Source organism: Rhodococcus sp. ACS1 (assembly GCF_002300155.1).
GTDB lineage: Bacteria > Actinomycetota > Actinomycetes > Mycobacteriales > Mycobacteriaceae > Rhodococcus_F > Rhodococcus_F koreensis.
This window is the reverse complement of sequence record NZ_NSDZ01000007.1, coordinates 1-19,665: the sequence shown is the minus strand read 5'-3', so window position 1 is coordinate 19,665 and position 19,665 is coordinate 1. Positions and strand designations below refer to the sequence as shown.

Genomic DNA, 19,665 nt, shown 5'->3' with positions numbered 1-19,665 from the left:
GCACGGCATGCCTCCGGAACGTGTCTCCGGCGCCGGATGCTGCCTGCGACCGGAAACCGAAGCATAACCACTCTTCAGCCACAATGTCGTGCGGCGAATGCGCCGAGCGTTCAGGCCGCGCAAATGCCTCCGATAGTGTCGCCGTGGTGACGAAGAATCGAGCGCGCGCCGTGGACCTGCGAACCCAGGACGAGGCGGACGACGTCTTCGCGCGTGGAGGTGCGTTGCAGGCAACCGGGCCGTCGCGTGCACACGATCACGCCGCGGCCGGCGCCGGCCGGCCGGATGTGCTCGACTTCGTCGAGGCCGACAACGAGGGCAGGCTGGCGAATCTCGTCCCGCTGCGGATCGGGCGGATGATCGCCTCGCCGTTCGCCTTCTTCCGCGGCGCCGCCGGTCTGATGGCGGCCGACCTCGCCGCCTCTCCGGTCACCGGATTGACGGCGCAGCTGTGCGGTGACGCGCATGCGGCTAACTTCGGCCTGTACGGGACGCCGGACGGTCACATTGTCATGGACATCAATGACTTCGACGAGACGCTCCCCGGTCCGTGGGAATGGGATCTCAAGCGCCTCGCCGCCAGCCTGGTACTCGCCGGACGCGAAGGCGGTGTGACCGAGAGCGCGTGCGCCGAGGCCGCCGAAGACGCCGTCAAGTCGTATCGGCGCACCATCCGCGATCTCGCCGAACTTCCGTTCCTCCAGTCCTGGAATGCGCTGCCGGACAAGTCGGTGCTTGCGCGGGCGAAGGCCGACGCTCTGCTCGACGACTTCGACAAGGCCGCGCAGAAAGCGCGACGCAACACGAGCGAGAAGGTGGCGGCGAAATGGACCGCCCACATCGAGAACCACGAGACCGGGATCCGCAGGCGACGGTTCATCGACGATCCGCCGATCCTCACCCATGTGGATCAGGCGACCGCCGATGCGGTGACCGACGGGCTGGAACGCTATGTCGAGTCGCTTCGGGAGTCGCGACGGAACCTGATCACCCGATTCGCCGTGTCCGACGTCGCGTTCCGGATCGTCGGAACCGGCAGCGTGGGTCTGCGCAGCTATATCGCCCTGCTGCACGGCAATCGGGACGAGGTGCTCGTACTTCAACTGAAACAGGCCCGGCCGTCCGCACTGGCGGCGTACCTGCCGGTCGACGAACCGAAGCACGAGGGCAAGCGGATCGTGCACGGCGCCCGGCTGGTGCAAGCGGAATCGGACATCCTCCTGGGCTGGACGACCATCGACGGCCTCCCCTACATCGTGCGGCAGTTCCGAAACCTCAAAGGCGACATCGATCCAACCGGTCTCGAGCAGGATCATCTCGATGACTACGGCCGCCTGGCGGGCGCCCTGCTCGCGCGTGCGCATACCCGCTCCCTCGATCCGCGGGCGCTCGCCGGATACTTCGCCGGCGACACGGAACTGGACGAGGCGATCGGGCGGTATGCCGTCCGCTACGCCGATCAGACCGAAGCCGACCACGCAGTGCTGGTGGCCGCCGTGAAATCGGGGCGGATCGCCGCCGAACCGGTTTGATCCGGCACGACCAGCTCGATCGTCGTGGGCCGAGACAGATCGCCACTCCCCCGAGATACGACGCGCGGTTGCGCCTCGTATCCACCCGAGCCGGAATGCCTCGGATTCGTGAGTGTGAGTGGCGACCTGTTTCGTCGCAATCAGAAACCTACCTCGCCCCTCCGACACGAATCTCCCGGCCGGACTCTGCAGCGGCGGACCGCCGTCGCCGCCAGCTGAACCACCGGAGGGACAAGGCAAGCACTCGCGGCACGACGAAATAGACCGCGGTGGGAACGACGACCCCGGTCAGCGACAAGGCTCGAAGCCAAGTCGGCCAGGCGGCAGTGATCGGGCCCGACAGCGTCATGACGGTCATGCCCAGTGTGACGAGCGGGAAGATCGAGACCCAGGTGACGGCGACCCGCAGGTGGATGGACGGCACCGACACGACGTCCCGGACAGGCCGGCCCGCACGCTTGCGGCGCGGCTTTGTCACCGCCGGGGCGAGTTGCTCGACCACTGCGGATGCGAGAGCGAGAGATTCCATCCTGAGGCAGACCTTTCGAAACTCCAACTATTCAGTTGCACTTGGAGCGTAAAGCGTGGCGAAGCAACTTGCAACCAAACAGTTGGAGTTTGTCGTAGGATTCACCGGTGGCGTGGGATACCGAACGAACCAGGAGACTCCTCCTCGAGGCCGGCGCCGAGGAGTTCAGTGCGTTCGGCCTGGCCGGCGGCCGAGTCGATCGGATCGCCGCGAAGGCAGGCGTGAACAAAGAGCGCATCTACCAGTACTTCGGCAAGAAGGAGGCGTTCTTCAGCGCCGTCGTCGAGAGTGAACTGACGGCGTCACTCGCCGCCGTCGAACTGTCCGGAGACGGAGTGTCTGCCGTCACCGACTACGCCGGCCGTCGATTCGACTACCAGCGCACGCACCCGGCCTTCACCCGCCTGCTGTTCTGGGAAGGCCTCGAACTCGAGGAACCGGTAGCCGAGGAAACCCGTCGGAAGCACGCGCAGGCGCTGGTTGCGGGAGCACGGAAAGCCACCGACCTTTCCGTGGCCGACGCCCAGGAACTCCTCATCACGGTGATCACACTGGTCGACGGTTGGGTCACGCTCCAGACCGCGGACCGACTGTTCTCGCCACCTCGTTCTCGCCGCGACGACCGGGATTCACGAAGACGCGAATTCATCGTGATGACCGTCGAAGCCGCCACCCACGCAGCGATCGCCCGGACCGATCGGACCTGACCCATTGCGGTGCACCGGAGCGGATCGAGCTGGCAAGGTCTAGTCATGGCATTCGGGTGGCGGTCGGTCGCTGCGGAGTGGCCGCTGGTGATACCACCCGTCGCGGTTGCGGTGCTGGGCATGACGTGGGGCCGCCACATCGGCACAGTCCTGGTGCTCGCCGTCGCGGTGGTCCTGGTCGGTGCGGTGCTCGCGGCGGTTCATCACGCCGAGGTGGTTGCGCACAAGGTCGGTGAGCCGTTCGGATCGCTGATTCTCGCGGTCGCCGTCACCGTCATCGAGGTCGGACTGATCGTGACGTTGATGATCTCGGGTGGTCCGGCGACGGCGTCGCTGGCCCGCGACACCGTGTTCGCGGCGGTGATGATCACCGTCAACGGCATCGCCGGGTTGTCGCTGCTCGTCGGCTCACGAAGGTACGGAGTCGCGCTGTTCAATGCGGAGGGAACCGGCGCAGCACTGGCGACGGTGGCATCACTCGCGACGTTGAGTCTGGTGCTCCCGACCTTCACGACGAGCCGGCCGGGTCCCGAATTCTCCTCGGCCCAATTGGTATTCGCGGCGGTGGCGTCGCTGGTGCTGTACGGGATGTTCGTCCTCACTCAGACCGGCCCGCACCGGCACTTCTTCCTGCCGGTCATCGCCGATGAACCGGAAACCGGCGACCGGAACTCCGCGCCCCCGACCGGCCGGATGGCCGGGATGAGCCTCGCCCTGCTGGTGGTGGCGCTGTGCGCAGTCGTGGGATTGGCGAAAGTGGAATCACCCGCGATCGAGGATGCGGTCGAGGATGCCGGATTGCCACAATCCATCGTCGGTGTGGTCATCGCGCTGCTCGTGCTTCTGCCGGAAACCCTCGCCGCGGTGCGGGCGGCGCAGCGAAACCGGATCCAGATCAGCTTGAACCTGGCCTTCGGATCCGCGATGGCCAGCATCGGCTTGACCATCCCCGCCATCGCCGTCGCGTCCATCTGGCTGGACGGGCCGCTTCTGCTCGGCCTCGGTCCGACCCAGGTCGTGCTGCTCGCGATCACCGTGGTGGTGGGCATGCTGACGGTGGTACCCGGCCGCGCCACCCGACTCCAGGGCGGCGTCCACCTGGTGCTGTTGGCCGCGTACGTGTTTCTCTCCGTCAACCCTTGAGCGCGGTCCGCTACCTCGCCGCCCGTGGAGACGTCACCAGCGCGCCCGCCGGATTCGCGTTCGGGTAAGTTTCCGCGCATGAGAACCGCATCGTGGGTCAGCGCGGCGACTGCGGTGTTGCTCGGCGCCACCGCTGCCGCAGCGTGGAGGAAAGCGAGTCTTGCCGATCAGGCCAGGCGCGAAGCGGAGGTCGCACTGGATGCGGCGCTCGAGCAACTCGAAGCGATGACCCGGATCGCCGAAGCCGCGCAGCAAGCGCTCCCACGGCCGCTGGAAGTCGAGTTCGACGTCCAGCGCATCCGTGGACCCGTCGACCGATTCCGGCTCCGCAACGTCGGAACGGGAATCGCCACCAACGTGCGATTCGTCGTCGATCCCGCCGAGGAGCAGAATCGGCGGGTCCCGACGCCGCAGTGGCTGGACGAAGTCGCGGTGACGCTGCTGCCGAAGGAGTGGGCCGATTTCTCCGCGAGCGCGCTGTCTCCCGTCGCCGGCTCGTGGCGAATCGTGTTTCCGGCCTTTGTCACCGTGATTCACGACGAGGCCGGGACTCCGCGACGACTGGACCTGCCGACGGCCGTCGTCACCGAGGACGGCGTGATCGGCTGACTGCCCGACACCAGCACCCGGCGAGGCGCGATCGAACGTTCACTGCCCCAGCCGGTCCTCGACCAGGTCGAACCAGTCGAGCACTGCGCGCTCGTACACGATCCCGAAGTCGAGTGTCGCCAGCGCAAATCGGTTGGATCCGTGCACGGCGGCGTCACGCTCGTACTCGGCGAGCTGACTCTCGTGGGCCGCGCGGTGCGAGTCCAGCATCGCGGCCAATCGCTCGGGCGGAAGGTGCGCGCCGAACGCGACGGTGAGAAGCAACGGGTAGCGAATGTTCTCCTGGCCGGGTTCTCGCTCGATCCATTCCGCGAACGCCCGGCGACCCTCGTCGGTGAGCGTGTAGGGCTTGCGTTCGCGGGCACCGCGCTCCCCCGCCTCGATCAAACCGGCACGCTCCATTGCCGCGAGTTCTCGATAGACCTGGCTGGTCGTGATCGACCAGAACTTGCCGATGCGTTCCTGCGCGGTCACCACCAGATCCCATCCGGTCTTGGAACCCTCGTGCAGGAACCCGAGGAGCGACGCCGCAGTGGCGTTGAGGGGGCGTTCGTCCATCTCGCGGTCCTTCGCTCGATCGGGGTTGACATTCCACTGTGTCATATCGATCATGGTTATCAGCGACATTCCACAGTGGAACGTCATCGCCAAGGAGGGTCCGATGCAGTACGCGGACAACATCCGGATATCCGATTCCGAACGTGACCAGGTCGTCGGTGAACTCGGGCGGCACCTCACCGCCGGGCGGCTGACCATCGTGGAGTTCGACCAGCGGGTGGCAGAGGTCTATCGATCGACCACCCGGCAGCAGGCGCATCAGGTGTTGCGCGATCTACCGTCCGCAGCCTCAGCAGTTGCCACTGCCCCGGTCGCGACACCACCCAACCGTCCCGCGCGTCGCCGCATCCCGGGTCACCAGCAGATCGAGTGGCTCGCCTGGGCCGTCGCGGGCGGAATCAATTTCGCGATCTGGGGCATCATCTCGCTCGCTACCGGGATGATGATCTACTTCTGGCCGGTGTGGGTGATAGGCCCATGGGGGTTGGTGCTACTGGGCCGGACCCTGCTCGGCCGCGAGAGCGGGTGCAGCAAATTGACCGACGCTCTGCGCGACGACCGGATGAGAGCCGTCGCGAGTCGGTGAGCCGCTGCCCGCACCCGTCCCGCTCAGCCGAACTGCGTCACCCGGTGAAACGCGTGGTCCAGAGTCGGATCGTCTCATCGGCGGCACCGCGCTCCCTCAGCCACCCGTGCACACCGCCCGGGTGCGCATCCCAGCGGTCGAGGACACCCTCGATCGCCTCGGGGACGGCACCGCGCAGATCGCGGTCGTTGGGATGCGCCTGACCGAGTTCAGGGGCGAAACGGGTAATGCGCGCCAGGACGGCAGCCATGTGTTCGTTGGTCGATTCGTAGTCGGCAACGATGCGCTCGGGTTCGACTCCGGCGGTGCGCAACAGCAAGGCAACCGCGACCCCGGTGCGATCCTTGCCGGCCGCGCAGTGCAGCAGCACCGGGCCGGGCGCGGTGGCCGCCACTTGCAGGACGTCCACGAGTCGCTCCGCCGCATTCGCGAGGATGCCCTGGTAGATGTCGGCGAGCCTCGCCCCCTGATTCGGCGCGGCGACCTCGGCGTCTGACAGCAGGGAGATCTGGTGCACCACCGTCTCGGCCGACCGCAGCGGGTGCTCCCGGGTCGCGAACTCGCGGGGGCTGCGGAGGTCGACGACGGTGCGGACAGGCCATTCGTCGACCGCGGTGGGGCGGGCGTCGCCCGGCGCGGGCAGTGCGCTGCGATACAGCACTCCGGTCCGCGTCCGACCGCCCTCGGCAACGGGAAGTCCGCCGAGGTCACGCAGGTTGGGGAGTACGTCGAGGTCGGTCACTGTCATATGAGCTTCTTTCCGATGGAGGAGGCGCTGCGGTCGAGTCGCCGGGTCGGTTCCACAACGATGTCGACGGAGCTGGTGCCGAATATTCATCTATACAACTAGCCTAAACCACGATGCCGGACAACCGGCTGGTGAATGCATCTGGCCTGCAAAGACGGGCATCACTCGCGAGACTTGCCATCGATGGGTCCTCTAGACTTACGGAATGCCGAGCAAAACGCCGACTGGTCGGGTGCCGCTCTACCGGCAGGTGCAGGACGTCTTGTTGCAGCGACTCGACGGTGGCACGTTGCAGCCGGGAGACCGGTTGCCGCCCGAGACCGACCTTGCGGCCGAACTCCGCGTCAACCGGCTCACGGTGCGGCAGGCGATCGGCGAACTGACCCGGGCCGGGCGGCTGGTCGCCAAGCAGGGGTCCGGCACGTTCGTCGCCCCGCCGCCCCGGCACTTCCCCATCGAACTCGCCGCCCGTTTCATCAACGATGCCGACGGTCTCAGCGAGGCGTTCAGGTCGGTGGGCCGAGAACTGACCGAGTCACTCGTCTCGAGCGAGATCGTCCTCGGCGGCAGTGCACCGCGAGTAGAGGAGTATCTGCCGGGATGCCGGTTGCGCCGCGTCGACACGGTGCTCGCGGTCGACGGTGAGCCGTGGTTCGCGAACTCGGTCTGGATGGACGACCGCCGGTTCGCCGACATCGACGGGCACCTGCGTGACGGCGTCCCGCTGTACACCGTGTGGCGTGACGTCTACGGCGTCCGACTGAAGGCCGCGTGGCGTTCATTCGCCGCGGGCGCTGCGTCTCCGCAGGTAGCAGCACTGCTCGGGGTACCGCCGGGTGCGGCGGTCCTTTTTCGCGACGGCCTGAATCTCGACGAGGACGAAGCCCCCACCGTGTACATCCACCGTGCGTGTCGCAGCGACCGGGTGCGGTTCGTCGCGAACTACGCCGCGCAAGACTGACCGGGTATATCCGGAGCGCGGGTCGGCCAAACCTCGACGCTGTGACCAGGCCAAACATTCCCGGGCGCCGACCGGGCAGGGGCGGCGCGGACCAGAAATAGGTATACCCCCCGGTGATTCGGCCGATGTGTCCCACACCCCGCATGGGCGACGATGTGAGCTGTCTCACTCATAAGCACGGAGTCGCCCGATGGTCCGACGCCGCCACTGACGGAGGATGCCCGCACCGATGAACGCACAACCGATGACCTGCGGTGACTACGTCACGGCCACCTTCGCCCGCGACTTCGTCGCCGACGGGTTCGACCACGACACTGTCGAGCGCATCCACCGCGGGCTGTTCGACGAGTGGACACACGCCCTCGCCCAATCGGGCCTGTTCAGCAACGGAACAGTCGCGGACGCCCTGGACTCCTGGCAGGACGACCCGCACTCGCTCCTCAGCGCCCTGCTCGCCAACGCGGACGAAATCACTCTCAAGCGCTACGACCTCGTCTGGGAAGCCCTGGAACGAAGCGCTCACGCCGGGTCGGCCGACGCCGTCGTCGAATACGCATGACCCGCCCGCCGGCGGCAATGTCACCGCGAAGTCCACCCCGGCCGGGCCCGACCCCACCGCTGCACCGACCACACCACCCACACCGACGAACGAGACCATGAGCACCAACACTTATCCCACCATCGAAACCATCCGCATCGGGCAGTACGGCCACGAATGCCGCTACTGCGGGCACGCCGTCGCGAAGGACGGCCCGGGCTACCGGCACACCACGACCGGGCAGTTCCGCTGCGATCCCACTAGTCGAGCGCTGCAGGAAGCGCGACTGTCGGACAGCCTGGTTCGGAGCTGAGCACGATGAACGTGCACGCGATGCAGTTGCTCCCGCCGCGCGACGGCCTCGCCGACTACCGCGACGCGGTCGATGCGCTGGCCGCCCTCGAAACCCAGGGACCCCTGCGGGCCGACCCCCGCACGGCATTGCTGTTCGACAGCCTCACCGACGACCTCATCGAGGCCGCTCAAACGAACGGCCTGGGTGACACGATTTCACAGCGCGACATCGTCGCCATGATCGATTCCGCGATCTCCCGCCCGCGCCCGTCACTCTGAATCGGCCGAGCCAGAAGCGCGCTGCCGGGCGCACCCATTCGATTCATGGGGCCCGGGTTGGGCGGTGACGATCAACTCGATGCCGCTCCCCCGCCTGATGGTGTTGTAGATCGGGCAGGAGGCCGCGAACTTCGCAGCCAAAGCGTCCGCCGTCGACTGGTCGACGCCGCGAATATCGATGCGCACTTCCGTGAACTCGTATCGAGTCGGGTCGGCGGAACCCCGTCGATGGGACGCGTGCACCTCGATGTGGGTGACGGGGATGTCGTCGGCCTCCGCGTTCGACTGGATGTTCGCCATCGCGCACGACGTGACGGCGGCCAAGAGCAGTTCGCCTGCCTGAATGGCCTCGGCCGGGCCGAACCTCGAATCCGAGACGAGGTGGTTCTCACGTGCATCGAGGATGAAGCGCCCCGGCGTCCCGGCGACGGTATGCCCGAACACCTGCGCGACGTCCGAAGTCACCGCGACGTCCGCAGTCACCGTGAGGCCTCGGTCGCTCGACGTACCCGGTTGGCCCACTCCCCACTCTGCACACGAGGGAGCCCGAGATTCTCGCGGAGCGTGCTCCCCTCGTACTCGCTGCGGAACAGTCCTCGTTTCTGCAACTCGGGAACGACCTGCCGGGTGAAGTCCTCGAATCCGCCGGGTTGATACGGCGCCTGCACCATGAAGCCGTCGCACGCTCCCTGCCGGAACCATTCCTCGAGCCCGTCGGCGACTTCTGTCGCGGTGCCGATGAACCCACCCTCGACACGGCCCCCGTAACGCTTTCCGAGTTCGCGCAGCGTGAGCCCTTCGCGCTCGGTCATCTCCTTGACCTCCTGGTAGTGGCCCTCGACGCCGGGAACTTCGACGTCGGGAAGCCGCTCGTCGAGCGGGAAGGTCGAAAGGTCCACATCCAAGTGGTATGCGAGCGTGGACAGACCCCCGAGGGGCGGTACGAGGTCGAAGAGTTCCTCGAACGTCTGCTGCGCGATCGCGGACGTCGCCCCGACGACGGGCGCGACGGACGGGAGGATCTTCACGCCATCCGGGTTGCGACCGTGCGTCGCCGCCCGTTCCTTGATCTCCGTGTAGAAGTCCCGGGCGGACTCGAGTGACGCGTGGCTGCAGAAGATCACATCGGACCAGCGTGCTGCGAAGTCCTTGCCCTTGGCGGACGCACCGGCCTGGATCACCACGGGGTAGCCCTGCGGTGGCCGGGGTACGTTCAGCGGTCCCTGCACCGTGAACCAGTCGCCCTTGTGGCGAATCGGGTGCACACGATCCGGATCCGCGAACAACGGCTGTTCGGTGTCGAGGACGAGAGCGTCGTCCTCCCAGCTGTCCCAGAGCTTGCCCGCGACCTCGAGGAACTCGTCCGCGCGCTCGTAGCGCTGATCACGGGGAAACTGCTCGTCCCGGTTGAAGTTTCGCGCCTCCGACTCCTGGAACGAGGTCACCACGTTCCAGGCGGCGCGTCCCTCCGTCAGATGGTCCAGTGTGGCGAAGGACCGCGCGACCGTGAACGGCTGCGCATACGTGGTGGAAACCGTGGCGGCGAGGCCGAGGTGCGAGGTGACCGCACCCATCGAAGACAGGACGTGCAGCGGGTCCAGTCGCATCGAACCGAGGGCACCGTTACGCAACTGGGAGTCGGGGCTGCCGCCGAACCGGTCGGGCACCGACAGGATGTCAGCGAAGAATGCAAGGTCGAAACGAGCATCTTCGAGCGTACGAGCGATGTTCTGGTAGTAGCCGGCGCTGAGCCAGCCGGGAACCGACCCCGGGAACCGCCAACCGCCGGGCCTGCCGGGGCCGGCGGTGACGAAAGCGGCCAGATGCATGAGAGAGGGAGACATGTGTGGTGATACCTACTTTGCAAGAGCCTGAGTGATGACGGACTTGATCGAGTCGAACCGCGAATCCTGCAACCAGGTTGTGACGTCGACGCGCTCCGGATACACGCCGAGTTCGTGAAAGTTGTCCGCCAGGTCCTGGGTTCCGTTGATCGCCGCCGCATCGACGGCAGTGAATTCTCCGGCGCCGGAGTAGGACAGGCGCTTCGCCTTCACCAGGTCGAGATACACCTTCTCCTCGAGATCACTGTTCCCGAAACCACCCAGCTCGGCAAATGCGGCTACCGCGACCTCGGGATTGCCGTCGATCCAGCGCTGCGCATCACGCACGTTCCGGACCAGTGTGGCGGCGGTATCCGGGTGATTGAATGCGAAGTCCTCACTTGCGACGAAGAAGGCGTAGTCGTAGGTCTTCACGTCAGGCAGCGCGACCGCGTTGTGTTTGCGCTTGGCCAACTCGATGGTGGGCTGCCAACTGATCCACGCGTCGACCTTGCCCTCCGCGAAGGCCGCTTCCGCGTCCGCAGCGGGAAGATTGACGTATTCGACGTCTTCGAGTGTGAGGCCCACCGATTCCAGGTACTTCACCAAGCTGTACGTCCCGGTGGTGCCGCGATGATCCGCGACCTTGCGTCCTCGCAGATCTGCACCCGACTTGATGTCCGATCCCTGCGGAACGAGGATGTCCACCTCGTTGGCCGGAAGTGGATACGCGACCAGCGGAACGATCGGTACGCCACCACCGATCGCGTAGATCACCGCAGTGGCGGTGGCGAAGGAGAAGTCGACACTTCCGGACTTGACGGCTTCCATGACCGGAAGGGAGGCCGGGAATCCCGACGGCCACTGGACAGGGACTCCAAGATCCTTGGCGAGGTCGAATCCGCCGAGATTGTTGCGCAGGATGGTGCCGGGCTCTGCCTTCCCGTCGCCGATCAATGCGTATCGCACCTCGGTCAAGGGACCGCCGGCGGAGCCGGAAGCCGATGCGCCGCAACCAGTCAGCGAGAGAGCGGAGAGGCCGAGGACTCCGGCGCCTGCCGCCTTGAGGAATCCTCGCCGATCGAGGGCGCGCAATTGTGAAGGGACGCGGGGTGACATGAGGGGTGAAGACCTTTCGGTGAGACTGGGGATCAGGCGAGTGCGTTGTCTGCCTGGAGGAGTCCGTCGAGCAACTCCTCCTTCCAGGCGGCGAGTTGGGCGTCTCCACGGTGCCGTGGCCTGGCCTGCCCGATCCGCAGATCGCGGGTGATGCCCTGTTCGGTCAGGAGGAGCACACGGTCGGACAGCACAAGTGCCTCCTCCACATCGTGGGTCACGAGCAGGACCGTTCTCGGTTGCTCGGCCAGGACGCGTTCGAGGAGTTGCTGCATGGCCACGCGAGTGATCGCGTCCAGAGCGCCGAAGGGCTCGTCGAGGAGGAGGACGTGAGGCCGGTGCAGCAACGCTCGGGCGAGCGCCACCCGTTGACGTTGTCCGCCCGAAAGTTCTGACGGCCAGTCGGTCTCACGCCCGGACAAACCTACTTCGTTCAGCAGCTCCACTGCGCGTTCGCGTTGGTGCCGGGTTCCGAGCTGCACGTTGTCCAGGACATTCCGCCACGGCAGCAGTCGATCCTCCTGGAACATCATCCGCGACATCGGGCCGCCCGACCTGTCGCCGGTGGATTCGACCGCGCCGCGCGTCGGTTGTTCGAGGCCGGCGATGATGCGCAGAAGCGTGGACTTGCCGACCCCGCTGGGTCCGAGGAACGAGACGAACTCGCCGGGCGCGACACTCAGGTCGATATCGTGGAGAACGGTCTTGTCCCGGTAGCGGTGGCCGATTCCGGACAATTCGAGGCCGACGAGGTCGGTGGGCGGCATCAGCGATTCCCTCCCTGGTAGTGGGGATTCCACCGCAGAACCCGGGCTTCGATCAGCCTGGTGATCTGGTCGGCGAGTAGTCCTGCGACTGCGTACAGCAGGATCGCGAGAACGATCCGGTCGTTGCGCAGCATGTCCCGGCCGTTCTGGGCCAGGAACCCGATGCCCTCGCTGGTGGCGATCGTCTCGGCGATCACCAGCGTCAGCCAGGCGACTCCCAGCGCATACCGGATGCCCGTGAGAATCATCGGCATGGCCCCGGGAATGATGATGTCCCGTATGCGAGCGCCCCGGCCCAGTCCGTAGGACTCGCCCAGCTGAACGAGTTTCGGATCGACGGTGCGAATTCCCGCGACGGTGTTGAGGTACACGGGAAAGATCACACCCAAGGTCACGAGCACGACCTTCGGGAGTTCACCGATGCCGAACGCCGCGATCAGCAGCGGGACCAGGGCGAGGTGCGGAAGGGCACGCAGCATCTGCAGGGTGCGGTCCACCAACCCCTCGGCGATCTTCGACAGTCCGACGACGAAGCCGAGCGCGAGTCCGATCGATGCTCCGAGGGCGAACCCGATCAGGATCCGCCGCAGGCTGACCGTCAGGTGCCGCTGCAGCTCTCCCGCGGCCCACAATTGGTCTGCAGTGGCCAGGACCTTGCTGGGTGGAGGCAGGATCGAGGGTGAGATCGCCCCGGTCGAGGACGCCCATTGCCAGCCGAGAATCACGAGGACGGGCACCACCCACGGCAGCAACGACAACGGTTGAAGTCGGTAGCGAGGAACGGAACGTCGCGGCCGGCGGGGATCCTCCGTCGGCTCGGCCCGGGCGGCTCGCGGTGCAGCAAGTTGTGTCTCAGACATTCCCGGCGACACCTGATCCGGGTTGTGCTGATTTTCGGATACGAACTCGCGCTGAGTGGATATTCATGGCTTCTCCTTGTGCTGACGCCGAGGAGCCTACGAACATCTGCACAACGTTGTCTGCATCTGTATACACATGGATTCAAACTCTTTACTTCGGTTGTCCGCCTCTGGTAAGGCTTGCTTCACGGCACGGCGTTCGTGCCCGGACAGGGGAACTCGGTGGAGAGAGAATCATCGGTGTACAAGCAGCTACGTGAGCGGATAACGGGTGGCGCCGATCGGCCCGGGACGATGCTGATACCGGCGACGATCGGCGCGGAGCTGGGACTGTCCCGCACACCGGTGCGGGAAGCGCTGCAACGGCTCGAATACGAGGGGCTGGTTGTTCAGGCACCGCGCGGATACCGCGTACGTGAACGCACCGCCGAAGAGGTTCTCGAGATCTGCGAGGCACGGATCGCACTCGAGTCCGCGATCGCCTACTCCGCCGCGACCCGTCACACCGAATTGGACCTTGCACGGTTGACCCGACTGTTCGAGCAGGCGATCGAATCACCCGACCCCTCGACGAGCCTGGCGCTTCACAACGAATGGCACGGCGCGCTTCGGAGCGCGGCACACAATCAGACCATCACGCAACTGATGGACCGGCTGGACGCCCAGTTGCGGGTCTACGACGCCGAGGAAGCGCAGGCCTCGTCCAATCTGCAGCAGATCGAATCGGAACACCGCGAGATCCTGACCGCGGTGCAGGCCGGCGATGCCGAGAAGGCGCGAATCCTGATGATCGCGCACCAGGCGCGCACCCGCGATCTCCGGATCGCAGCAATGGCGCGGCGGTAGATCACCCGCACCGCCGTGCGACCGGACCCCGCAATCCCGACCGAAGCCGGGCGTGCCGCGGCGGCGTCTGCCCTGGCTGGTGGCCGCCGTGGCGGTGCTGGGGACGCCGCTCGGGCCAGCTGGGCCGTGTGGCCCCGTGGCCGATCCGTTCGACACGGTCGTCATCGACGAGCACGTCACCGAGATGATGCTCCTGGCTACGAAATGCCGCCATCACAGCACCGCCACATGACGGCTCAGCCCGCGATCGTCGGACTCATAAAGCCGTCGTCTTGGCCGGCCGGTTGCTGCCGAAGAGTTTTCGTGCCTGGTATCGCACCAGCCCGAAGCCCACGTCGATGACATAGAAACGGGCGGTCACGAGGAATTCCTGAAACTTGTTGCGGTTGACCGCATAGCTCAGGGAACGGACGAGTTCGGTATCGGCTTCGCCGAGCTCCGCCAGCCGCTCGAGGTTCTCGCGAGCGAACAGCTCACCGCCCTCCCCGGCAGCGTTCAAGTACATGCGGCGGACCGCCCTCGACGGGATCTCCCGGGGCAGGCTCGTGCACTGTCCGGATGCACCCACGATGTGGAGTCCGATCATCGTCCGCAGGCACTTCTCGCATCGGCCGCAGTTGTATTTGCTCGCCAGATTCCACCAGCACACCCGCAGGTGATTCATGGCGACCGCGGACTCCTTGATGCGGGCCAGTTTGGCAACACGGTCCGCTTCGATGCCGTCGTGCACGATCTCGACATCACTGCTCGACCACAGCGGGTCGAGGTCGGGATGCGTCCCGAGCGGGGCAAGCCGCGATTCGTCGTCGGACGCCGGAATGTAGACCTTGCGCAGGTGAGGGGACAATAGTAGCGAAACGTGGGCGAGGAAGGCGCCGTGTGCCTGGCTCTGCCAGTGCGGTCCGTGCTTGGCGTGGAGCAGGCGAACGTTGGATCGGACCTCGATCAGTTCCTTTCCGAGTTCGGTCGCCATCGTCCGGGCCCGATCGACCGCCTCCTCCCACAGCACGTGGTTGTCGAGACTGATATCCAGTCCGTGGATGATGATCAAGTGCGTGATCTCATCGAGATGCTTCAGTGCGGTGTAGAACGAGTCCACGCCACCCGAGAAGAAGCACCCGACCCCTCGACGGTCCTGCTCCAGCGGGCTGGGTGCCGCGGTCTCGGCCTGCGTGGAGGTGCGCTGAAGCATCTCGGGGAACCAGTCGAGCAGCACGTCCTGGGCGGCCAGGCTGCCCTCCAACGCGGTATTGTCGACGGCCGGGGTGATTGCGAGCTGCAACCCTTTTCGCATCGCTGTCACACGAAGCGTGGGCAGCCACGGGGTACCGGTGACATCGACAGCCACGTCGGACTCGGTCCACACGGTGAACGATTCGCCATCGATCACCAGCTTCGCAGTCGAGCGGTACGTGTCGTCAACCGACACCGAAGCCTTCAGTTCCATTGCCGCACCTCAATATAGGTATTCATTCGAGTTCCTCGTTCAGCTCTGTGTGACTCTCGCAAGTTACCGCACCGTGTCGTCGTCGGCCGAGCAACCATCGGAGTGGGACCGGGGACGAAGGAAGCCTGCGTCACTGAGCACCGGGCCCCGCAGCGGCGCCTACCTGCCTGACCAAGTCCCGAATCTCCTGCGCGACGAGATGGGGTTCGACCAGCGGAATGTAGTGATGCCGGTTCTCCGAATAGACGTGCCGTCCGGACGGGGAGAGTTCCGCGGTTCGGCGGTGCGCGGCGCCGAGGAAATCGCGATCGCGATCCTTCTCGGGTGGGATCCTGTTCGACGAGATCGTGGTGAGCGAGACGTCGGGTATGTGGGGGCCACTGTCGTGAAGCGCAGTGAAACTTTCGCGGAAGGCTCGCCACTCGGCCCGCGCAGCGCGGACGGAGTTCATCGTCGATCCCTCGTCGACCGCTTCCTTCAGCGCCGCACCCTGCAAGAAGCGGTAGTAGGACTTCCCCAGCAGCGGGCGAAGAAGTTTCAACCGCGCCAGAATCACCTGCGAACCGTACAGCACCGAAGCACCCCGCATGGCTGCCATCATCCGCTCGGGTTTGCAGATCTCCGACACTTCGTCGACCAGAGCGACGGCCTTGATCGTGTCCGGTCGACGGTTCGCCGCCACGCGTACCACCGGGCCGCCGTAGCTGTGTCCCACAACGACGCAGGGGCGGTCGACGGTGGCGTCGAGGACGGCCAGATGGTCGTCGAGTATCCGATCGAAATCGCGTCCGGTCTCGTCGGGGTCGCTGAGTCCGTGCCCAGCGCGGTCATACACGATGGTGTGTGCAAACTCGGCAACCAGTGGTTGAACAAGCGACCAGGTCGATCGACTCTTCCCCATCCCAGACTCGAAGAACACCGACACCGACCCATCTCCGGCAGTGCAGTAATGCAACCGACGATCGGCGATGAGAACAAAGCTGGACGTACTTTCAACAGGCATGGTGGAGCGGCCCTTCGGTCGGGCGCTGTGCGGCAGCGACGTGTCACGCCTCGAAATACACCGCTACGCGCCTATTTTCCTGCTCGGTGGTCTCTCGGAAGTTGGCACAGTTACTGATTCGAACTGATTCACCATACCCAGCATCGAAAATCGACTCGCCATCCCCATCGGCAGTGATGACAGACGGACGGGACGGGTGCCGGAATCCATGGATCTCCAATACCTGAGGTCGGTTACCGGGCCTCCTCACGAACTGGACTGTCGAACTACCCCTTTGGAATTGGACTCAGACCGTCAGGTCGATGCGCTGCGCCCACCTGACCACCCTCGACGCGCAACTGCGCGAGCGCGGGGTTGGTTTGCGAACGCACCGTCGCCCAGGTCCCCGACCCCCTCGGTGTTCGAGGCCCCCACCGGCGCCGATCCGGCTGTCACCTGGGTGTATCGAGGTCACGATGTCAGCAGCGACATCGCCACTCAAAACCATTGCTGTAATTGCCAACCCGTTGACCCAGTGGCCGACATAGCCCGTACCGTATGCGGCGACTGTCCGATCCGCGCCGGAGCTCGATCTGCCTGAACACATCTGTGCGGCGTTACTTTGTGGGTCACGTTCGGGAAGATCGTGCCAGTACGGCACACTTCGACGGAAGATGGTGGAATCGAGATTCGGTGATGACCGGGGACGCGCGTGCCTGGCATCATCACCGTGAAGAGAGGGATCAAGGCATGGCAGTGCAAGCATCCATCGACCTCGTCGAGGTGAACGTCATCAAATCGGTGTTCTCCATCGATGGCAAGCACTTCACCGTGCAGACATCGGCCAACGTCTCCCTGGATCGGAGCGGAACGCCATGGCTGCCCCCGGGAGTCGTGGTGGCGATGACGACCGAGCAGGACTTGGAGCTCGACGCCCCCGTCGATCCTGCCGCACTGTCCGGTGCCGAACAGGCACGTGACCTACTGCACTCGTGGTACCCGCAACTCCACACCCCGAGCGTCGTCGCGCCCGTCATTTCAACAAGCGATCGTGAGGGCGGCGGGGTCGGATGCTTCTTCAGTGGCGGTCTCGACGCGTTCTACTCCGTTCTGAAGAATCGAGCCGAGATCACGCATCTCATCCTGGTGCACGGATTCGACATCGATCCTCGTCGCCCGAAACCATACGAGCGAATATCGGCAGGTGCGCGCGAAGTTGCTGCCGAGATGGGAGTAGAGCTGATCGAGATTCGTACCGACCTCCAGTTTCTCCACACGAGACACGGAAACAACTGGGGTAGCACCGCACATGGCGCTGCGCTCGCACATGTGGCGCTCCTTCTCTCACCCCACCTGCGCAAGGTGATTGTGGCCGCGTCCGGGTCCTACGACACGGGCAACATGACCCCGCACGGGAGTCATCCGGATCTCGATCCGCTGTGGTCGAGCGGAAACCTCGAGATCGTTCAGGACGGTACGGACGCCAACAGGATCGACAAGGCCGAGGCCATCCAGGACAGCGATCTGGCGATGCGCCACCTGCGCGTGTGCAATTTGAACTGGGACGGCGACTACAACTGCGGGAAGTGCGAAAAGTGCATCCGCACCATGATCAACCTGTACATCGCCGGAGGGCTGGAACGGTGTGAGACGCTTCCCCATACGATCCCGATCGAGAGAATGAACCGCATGCACGTCACGTCGGGGGCTTTCCCCTTCGCGAAGGAGAACCTCGACGCGATGCGCGCCCGGGGAATCCACGACGCCGAGCTGGAAGCCGCTCTGCAACGCATTCTCGACCGCACTCCCCGCGAGCAGCGAATTCTCGAGTACCGGTGGTTGCTTCTGGAAGTTGCACCGCGCGTGCCGCGCGTCCTGATCGGCCTCCTGGTTCAGCGTCTCCGGACAATTCGCGCTGATCGATCCTCGCACTCTGCGCAGCATTGACCGTGCGCGGAGTAGCATGACCGCGCTGTCGTGAATACCCGAGCAAGAAGAGCGGCATCCCGAGCCCGTGGTGGGCGGGGCTGTGCCGAGTTCCGCCGATACACCGCTCCGGCAATACGCGGCGTACAGCAGGATCGCGAGAACGGTCCGGTCGTAGGGGTTGGTGGACCACACCCTGCAGATGCTGCGTGCCCTTCCGCACCTCGCCCTGGTCCCGCTGGTGATCGCCGACACGATCGCCACCAGCGAGGGCATCCGGTTCCTGGCCCAGAACGGCCGGGACATGCTGCGCATCTTCGACTACGAGTTCGCGCGCGCTTCGGAGCGCGGCACACAATCAGAGGCCTCGTCCAATCTGCAGCAGTTCGAATCGGAACACCGCGAGATCCTGACCGCGGTGCAGGCCGGTGATGCAGAGGAGGCGCGAACCCTGATGATCGCGCACCAGGCGCGCACCCGCGATCTCCGCATCGTAGCAATGGCGCGGCGGTAGATCACCCGCACCGTCGTGCGACCCGGGCCCACCGCACCCGTCCACTACCATCCTTCGCAGATGGGACGCGCGGTCTGGGCGCCCGGTGAGACGAAGGATCGGCAATGACGAACGACCGCAGGGAGAGCCCGCAATCCCACCCGAAGCCGGGCGGCCTGCGGCGGCGACTGCACTGGCTGGTGGCCGCCACGGTGGCGGTGGTGGGGGTTGTCGCCGTCGGTGCGTACGTGCTGACCGCCGGATCCGACGACGCGGGCGAAGCCCACGACTTCGCACCCAGCGCGGACAATCCCGACCCGTCACTGGCAATCAAGGGGATCGTCACCGTCGACTATGGGCCCGCCGATCATGTGCAGGCACCGCAACGGGTGGCCTACGACCAGAGTCCGCCGTTCGGTGGTGCACACGATCAGTACTGGGCAACCTGCACCGGAATTGTCTATCCCGATGCGATCCGCACCGAGAACGCCGTGCATTCCCTCGAGCACGGGGCCGTGTGGGTGACCTACGACCCGGATCGTCTGAGCGCCGACGACATCACCGCACTGGCGGCGCACGTCGAGGGCGAACCGTACAGCCTGATGTCGCCGTACCCGGGTCTCGGTTCGGCAGTGTCGCTGCAGTCGTGGGGTCACCAACTCCGACTCGACGACGTCCACGACCAGCGGATCGCCGACTTCCTCACAGCTCTGCGACAGAACCCGAACACGTACCCGGAGCCCGGAGCGACCTGCTCGACGGTGCGCGGCGGATTCGACCCCGCCGATCCGCCGCCGTTCGATCCCTCCGCACCGGGCACGGATGCAGTTCCGGTGGACGGCAACTAGTAGACTGTCGCGGCTAAGTGTTGGGATATAGGTGGCGGAGTTTGATGCGGGCGTCGTCGGTGGTGAAGTGCCA

At 65.5% G+C, this 19,665-nt stretch carries 24 protein-coding genes; 14 read left to right on the top strand and 10 right to left on the bottom strand.

All coding sequences use genetic code 11. The features are described 5' to 3' along the window. Positions 1 to 146 precede the first annotated feature (146 nt). Positions 147 to 1,532 (top strand): DUF2252 domain-containing protein, encoded by a 1,386-nt coding sequence (locus tag CJ179_RS31530; protein WP_095864327.1) that lies wholly within the window; start codon positions 147 to 149, stop codon positions 1,530 to 1,532. A gap of 148 nt (positions 1,533 to 1,680) precedes the next feature. Here CJ179_RS31530 and CJ179_RS31525 read toward each other — a convergent pair whose 3' ends face one another. Continuing rightward, positions 1,681 to 2,061, bottom strand: coding sequence for a hypothetical protein (locus CJ179_RS31525; RefSeq protein WP_095864060.1), 381 nt, complete (start codon positions 2,059 to 2,061; stop codon positions 1,681 to 1,683). A 107-nt stretch (positions 2,062 to 2,168) separates the two neighbouring features. On the opposite strand from CJ179_RS31525, the gene CJ179_RS31520 reads away from it, so the two are divergent. The 3 genes from CJ179_RS31520 (at position 2,169) to CJ179_RS31510 (ending at position 4,520) form a co-directional block, all read left to right on the top strand. Beyond that, complete coding sequence (locus CJ179_RS31520) at positions 2,169 to 2,768, top strand: TetR/AcrR family transcriptional regulator (protein ID WP_095864059.1); 600 nt, start codon at positions 2,169 to 2,171, stop codon at positions 2,766 to 2,768. A gap of 45 nt (positions 2,769 to 2,813) precedes the next feature. After that, on the top strand, positions 2,814 to 3,911 hold the full coding sequence (locus CJ179_RS31515; protein WP_095864058.1) for a calcium:proton antiporter: 1,098 nt from the start codon (positions 2,814 to 2,816) through the stop codon (positions 3,909 to 3,911). A gap of 78 nt (positions 3,912 to 3,989) precedes the next feature. Then, complete coding sequence (locus tag CJ179_RS31510) at positions 3,990 to 4,520, top strand: hypothetical protein (RefSeq protein WP_072943368.1); 531 nt, start codon at positions 3,990 to 3,992, stop codon at positions 4,518 to 4,520. 39 nt (positions 4,521 to 4,559) lie between these two features. Here CJ179_RS31510 and CJ179_RS31505 read toward each other — a convergent pair whose 3' ends face one another. Continuing rightward, on the bottom strand, positions 4,560 to 5,078 hold the full coding sequence (locus CJ179_RS31505; protein ID WP_095864326.1) for a PadR family transcriptional regulator: 519 nt from the start codon (positions 5,076 to 5,078) through the stop codon (positions 4,560 to 4,562). A 103-nt stretch (positions 5,079 to 5,181) separates the two neighbouring features. Between CJ179_RS31505 and CJ179_RS31500 the strand changes: the two genes are divergently transcribed. Next, entirely contained in the window at positions 5,182 to 5,664 is a 483-nt protein-coding gene (locus CJ179_RS31500) for a DUF1707 domain-containing protein (protein ID WP_074933972.1), read from the top strand. Positions 5,665 to 5,701: 37 nt separating this feature from the next. Here CJ179_RS31500 and CJ179_RS31495 read toward each other — a convergent pair whose 3' ends face one another. Further along, positions 5,702 to 6,412 (bottom strand): tyrosine-protein phosphatase, encoded by a 711-nt coding sequence (locus tag CJ179_RS31495; RefSeq protein ID WP_095864057.1) that lies wholly within the window; start codon positions 6,410 to 6,412, stop codon positions 5,702 to 5,704. Between the two features lie 205 nt (positions 6,413 to 6,617). Here CJ179_RS31495 and CJ179_RS31490 point away from each other — a divergent pair, with 205 nt between their 5' ends. The 4 genes from CJ179_RS31490 to CJ179_RS31475 all read left to right on the top strand — a co-directional run bounded on the left by CJ179_RS31490 (position 6,618) and on the right by CJ179_RS31475 (position 8,484). Continuing rightward, a complete protein-coding gene (locus tag CJ179_RS31490; protein WP_072943340.1) occupies positions 6,618 to 7,373 on the top strand; it encodes a GntR family transcriptional regulator in 756 nt (251 codons plus the stop codon). 229 nt (positions 7,374 to 7,602) lie between these two features. Continuing rightward, positions 7,603 to 7,932, top strand: coding sequence for a hypothetical protein (locus CJ179_RS31485; protein ID WP_072943339.1), 330 nt, complete (start codon positions 7,603 to 7,605; stop codon positions 7,930 to 7,932). A 97-nt stretch (positions 7,933 to 8,029) separates the two neighbouring features. Beyond that, entirely contained in the window at positions 8,030 to 8,224 is a 195-nt protein-coding gene (locus CJ179_RS31480) for a hypothetical protein (RefSeq protein ID WP_043824059.1), read from the top strand. A 5-nt stretch (positions 8,225 to 8,229) separates the two neighbouring features. Further along, complete coding sequence (locus CJ179_RS31475) at positions 8,230 to 8,484, top strand: hypothetical protein (RefSeq protein ID WP_072943337.1); 255 nt, start codon at positions 8,230 to 8,232, stop codon at positions 8,482 to 8,484. Here the strand turns inward: CJ179_RS31475 and CJ179_RS31470 are convergent. From CJ179_RS31470 to CJ179_RS31450, 5 genes are read right to left on the bottom strand one after another with little or no spacing between them, the layout of a single operon-like run. Beyond that, positions 8,476 to 8,967, bottom strand: coding sequence for an OsmC family protein (locus tag CJ179_RS31470; RefSeq protein WP_244163816.1), 492 nt, complete (start codon positions 8,965 to 8,967; stop codon positions 8,476 to 8,478). The two genes, CJ179_RS31475 and CJ179_RS31470, sit on opposite strands and share 9 nt — an antisense overlap. Beyond that, positions 8,964 to 10,328 (bottom strand): LLM class flavin-dependent oxidoreductase, encoded by a 1,365-nt coding sequence (locus tag CJ179_RS31465; RefSeq protein WP_072943336.1) that lies wholly within the window; start codon positions 10,326 to 10,328, stop codon positions 8,964 to 8,966. The genes CJ179_RS31470 and CJ179_RS31465 overlap by 4 nt, the downstream gene beginning before the upstream one ends. A gap of 12 nt (positions 10,329 to 10,340) precedes the next feature. Continuing rightward, entirely contained in the window at positions 10,341 to 11,426 is a 1,086-nt protein-coding gene (locus CJ179_RS31460) for an NrtA/SsuA/CpmA family ABC transporter substrate-binding protein (RefSeq protein WP_072943334.1), read from the bottom strand. A gap of 32 nt (positions 11,427 to 11,458) precedes the next feature. Next, complete coding sequence (locus CJ179_RS31455) at positions 11,459 to 12,190, bottom strand: ABC transporter ATP-binding protein (RefSeq protein ID WP_072943333.1); 732 nt, start codon at positions 12,188 to 12,190, stop codon at positions 11,459 to 11,461. Then, positions 12,190 to 13,050 carry an ABC transporter permease subunit gene (locus CJ179_RS31450; protein WP_095864056.1) on the bottom strand — a complete coding sequence of 287 codons (861 nt, stop codon included), beginning with the start codon at positions 13,048 to 13,050 and terminating at the stop codon, positions 12,190 to 12,192. Before CJ179_RS31450 ends, CJ179_RS31455 begins: the two co-directional genes overlap by 1 nt. 222 nt (positions 13,051 to 13,272) lie before the next feature. On the opposite strand from CJ179_RS31450, the gene CJ179_RS31445 reads away from it, so the two are divergent. Together CJ179_RS31445 and CJ179_RS50720 are read left to right on the top strand one after the other, a co-directional pair. After that, positions 13,273 to 13,896: a GntR family transcriptional regulator gene (locus tag CJ179_RS31445; protein WP_095864325.1), complete on the top strand. Its 624-nt coding sequence runs from the start codon at positions 13,273 to 13,275 to the stop codon at positions 13,894 to 13,896. Positions 13,897 to 13,948: 52 nt separating this feature from the next. Continuing rightward, entirely contained in the window at positions 13,949 to 14,128 is a 180-nt protein-coding gene (locus CJ179_RS50720; protein ID WP_143051475.1) for a hypothetical protein, read from the top strand. 24 nt (positions 14,129 to 14,152) lie between these two features. Here the strand turns inward: CJ179_RS50720 and CJ179_RS31440 are convergent, their stop codons facing one another. Next, positions 14,153 to 15,343, bottom strand: a complete 1,191-nt coding sequence (locus tag CJ179_RS31440; RefSeq protein WP_095864055.1) for a hypothetical protein — start codon at positions 15,341 to 15,343, stop codon at positions 14,153 to 14,155. A gap of 130 nt (positions 15,344 to 15,473) precedes the next feature. Then, positions 15,474 to 16,346 (bottom strand): alpha/beta fold hydrolase, encoded by an 873-nt coding sequence (locus CJ179_RS31435; RefSeq protein ID WP_373560164.1) that lies wholly within the window; start codon positions 16,344 to 16,346, stop codon positions 15,474 to 15,476. A gap of 729 nt (positions 16,347 to 17,075) precedes the next feature. Between CJ179_RS31435 and CJ179_RS31430 the strand changes: the two genes are divergently transcribed. The 3 genes from CJ179_RS31430 (at position 17,076) to CJ179_RS31420 (ending at position 19,592) form a co-directional block, all read left to right on the top strand. Beyond that, positions 17,076 to 18,272 (top strand): hypothetical protein, encoded by a 1,197-nt coding sequence (locus CJ179_RS31430; RefSeq protein WP_095864053.1) that lies wholly within the window; start codon positions 17,076 to 17,078, stop codon positions 18,270 to 18,272. A gap of 163 nt (positions 18,273 to 18,435) precedes the next feature. Then, a complete protein-coding gene (locus CJ179_RS53010) occupies positions 18,436 to 18,765 on the top strand; it encodes an FCD domain-containing protein (protein ID WP_257015883.1) in 330 nt (109 codons plus the stop codon). A gap of 104 nt (positions 18,766 to 18,869) precedes the next feature. Further along, entirely contained in the window at positions 18,870 to 19,592 is a 723-nt protein-coding gene (locus CJ179_RS31420) for a DUF3105 domain-containing protein (RefSeq protein WP_095864052.1), read from the top strand. Positions 19,593 to 19,665: the final 73 nt, after the last annotated feature.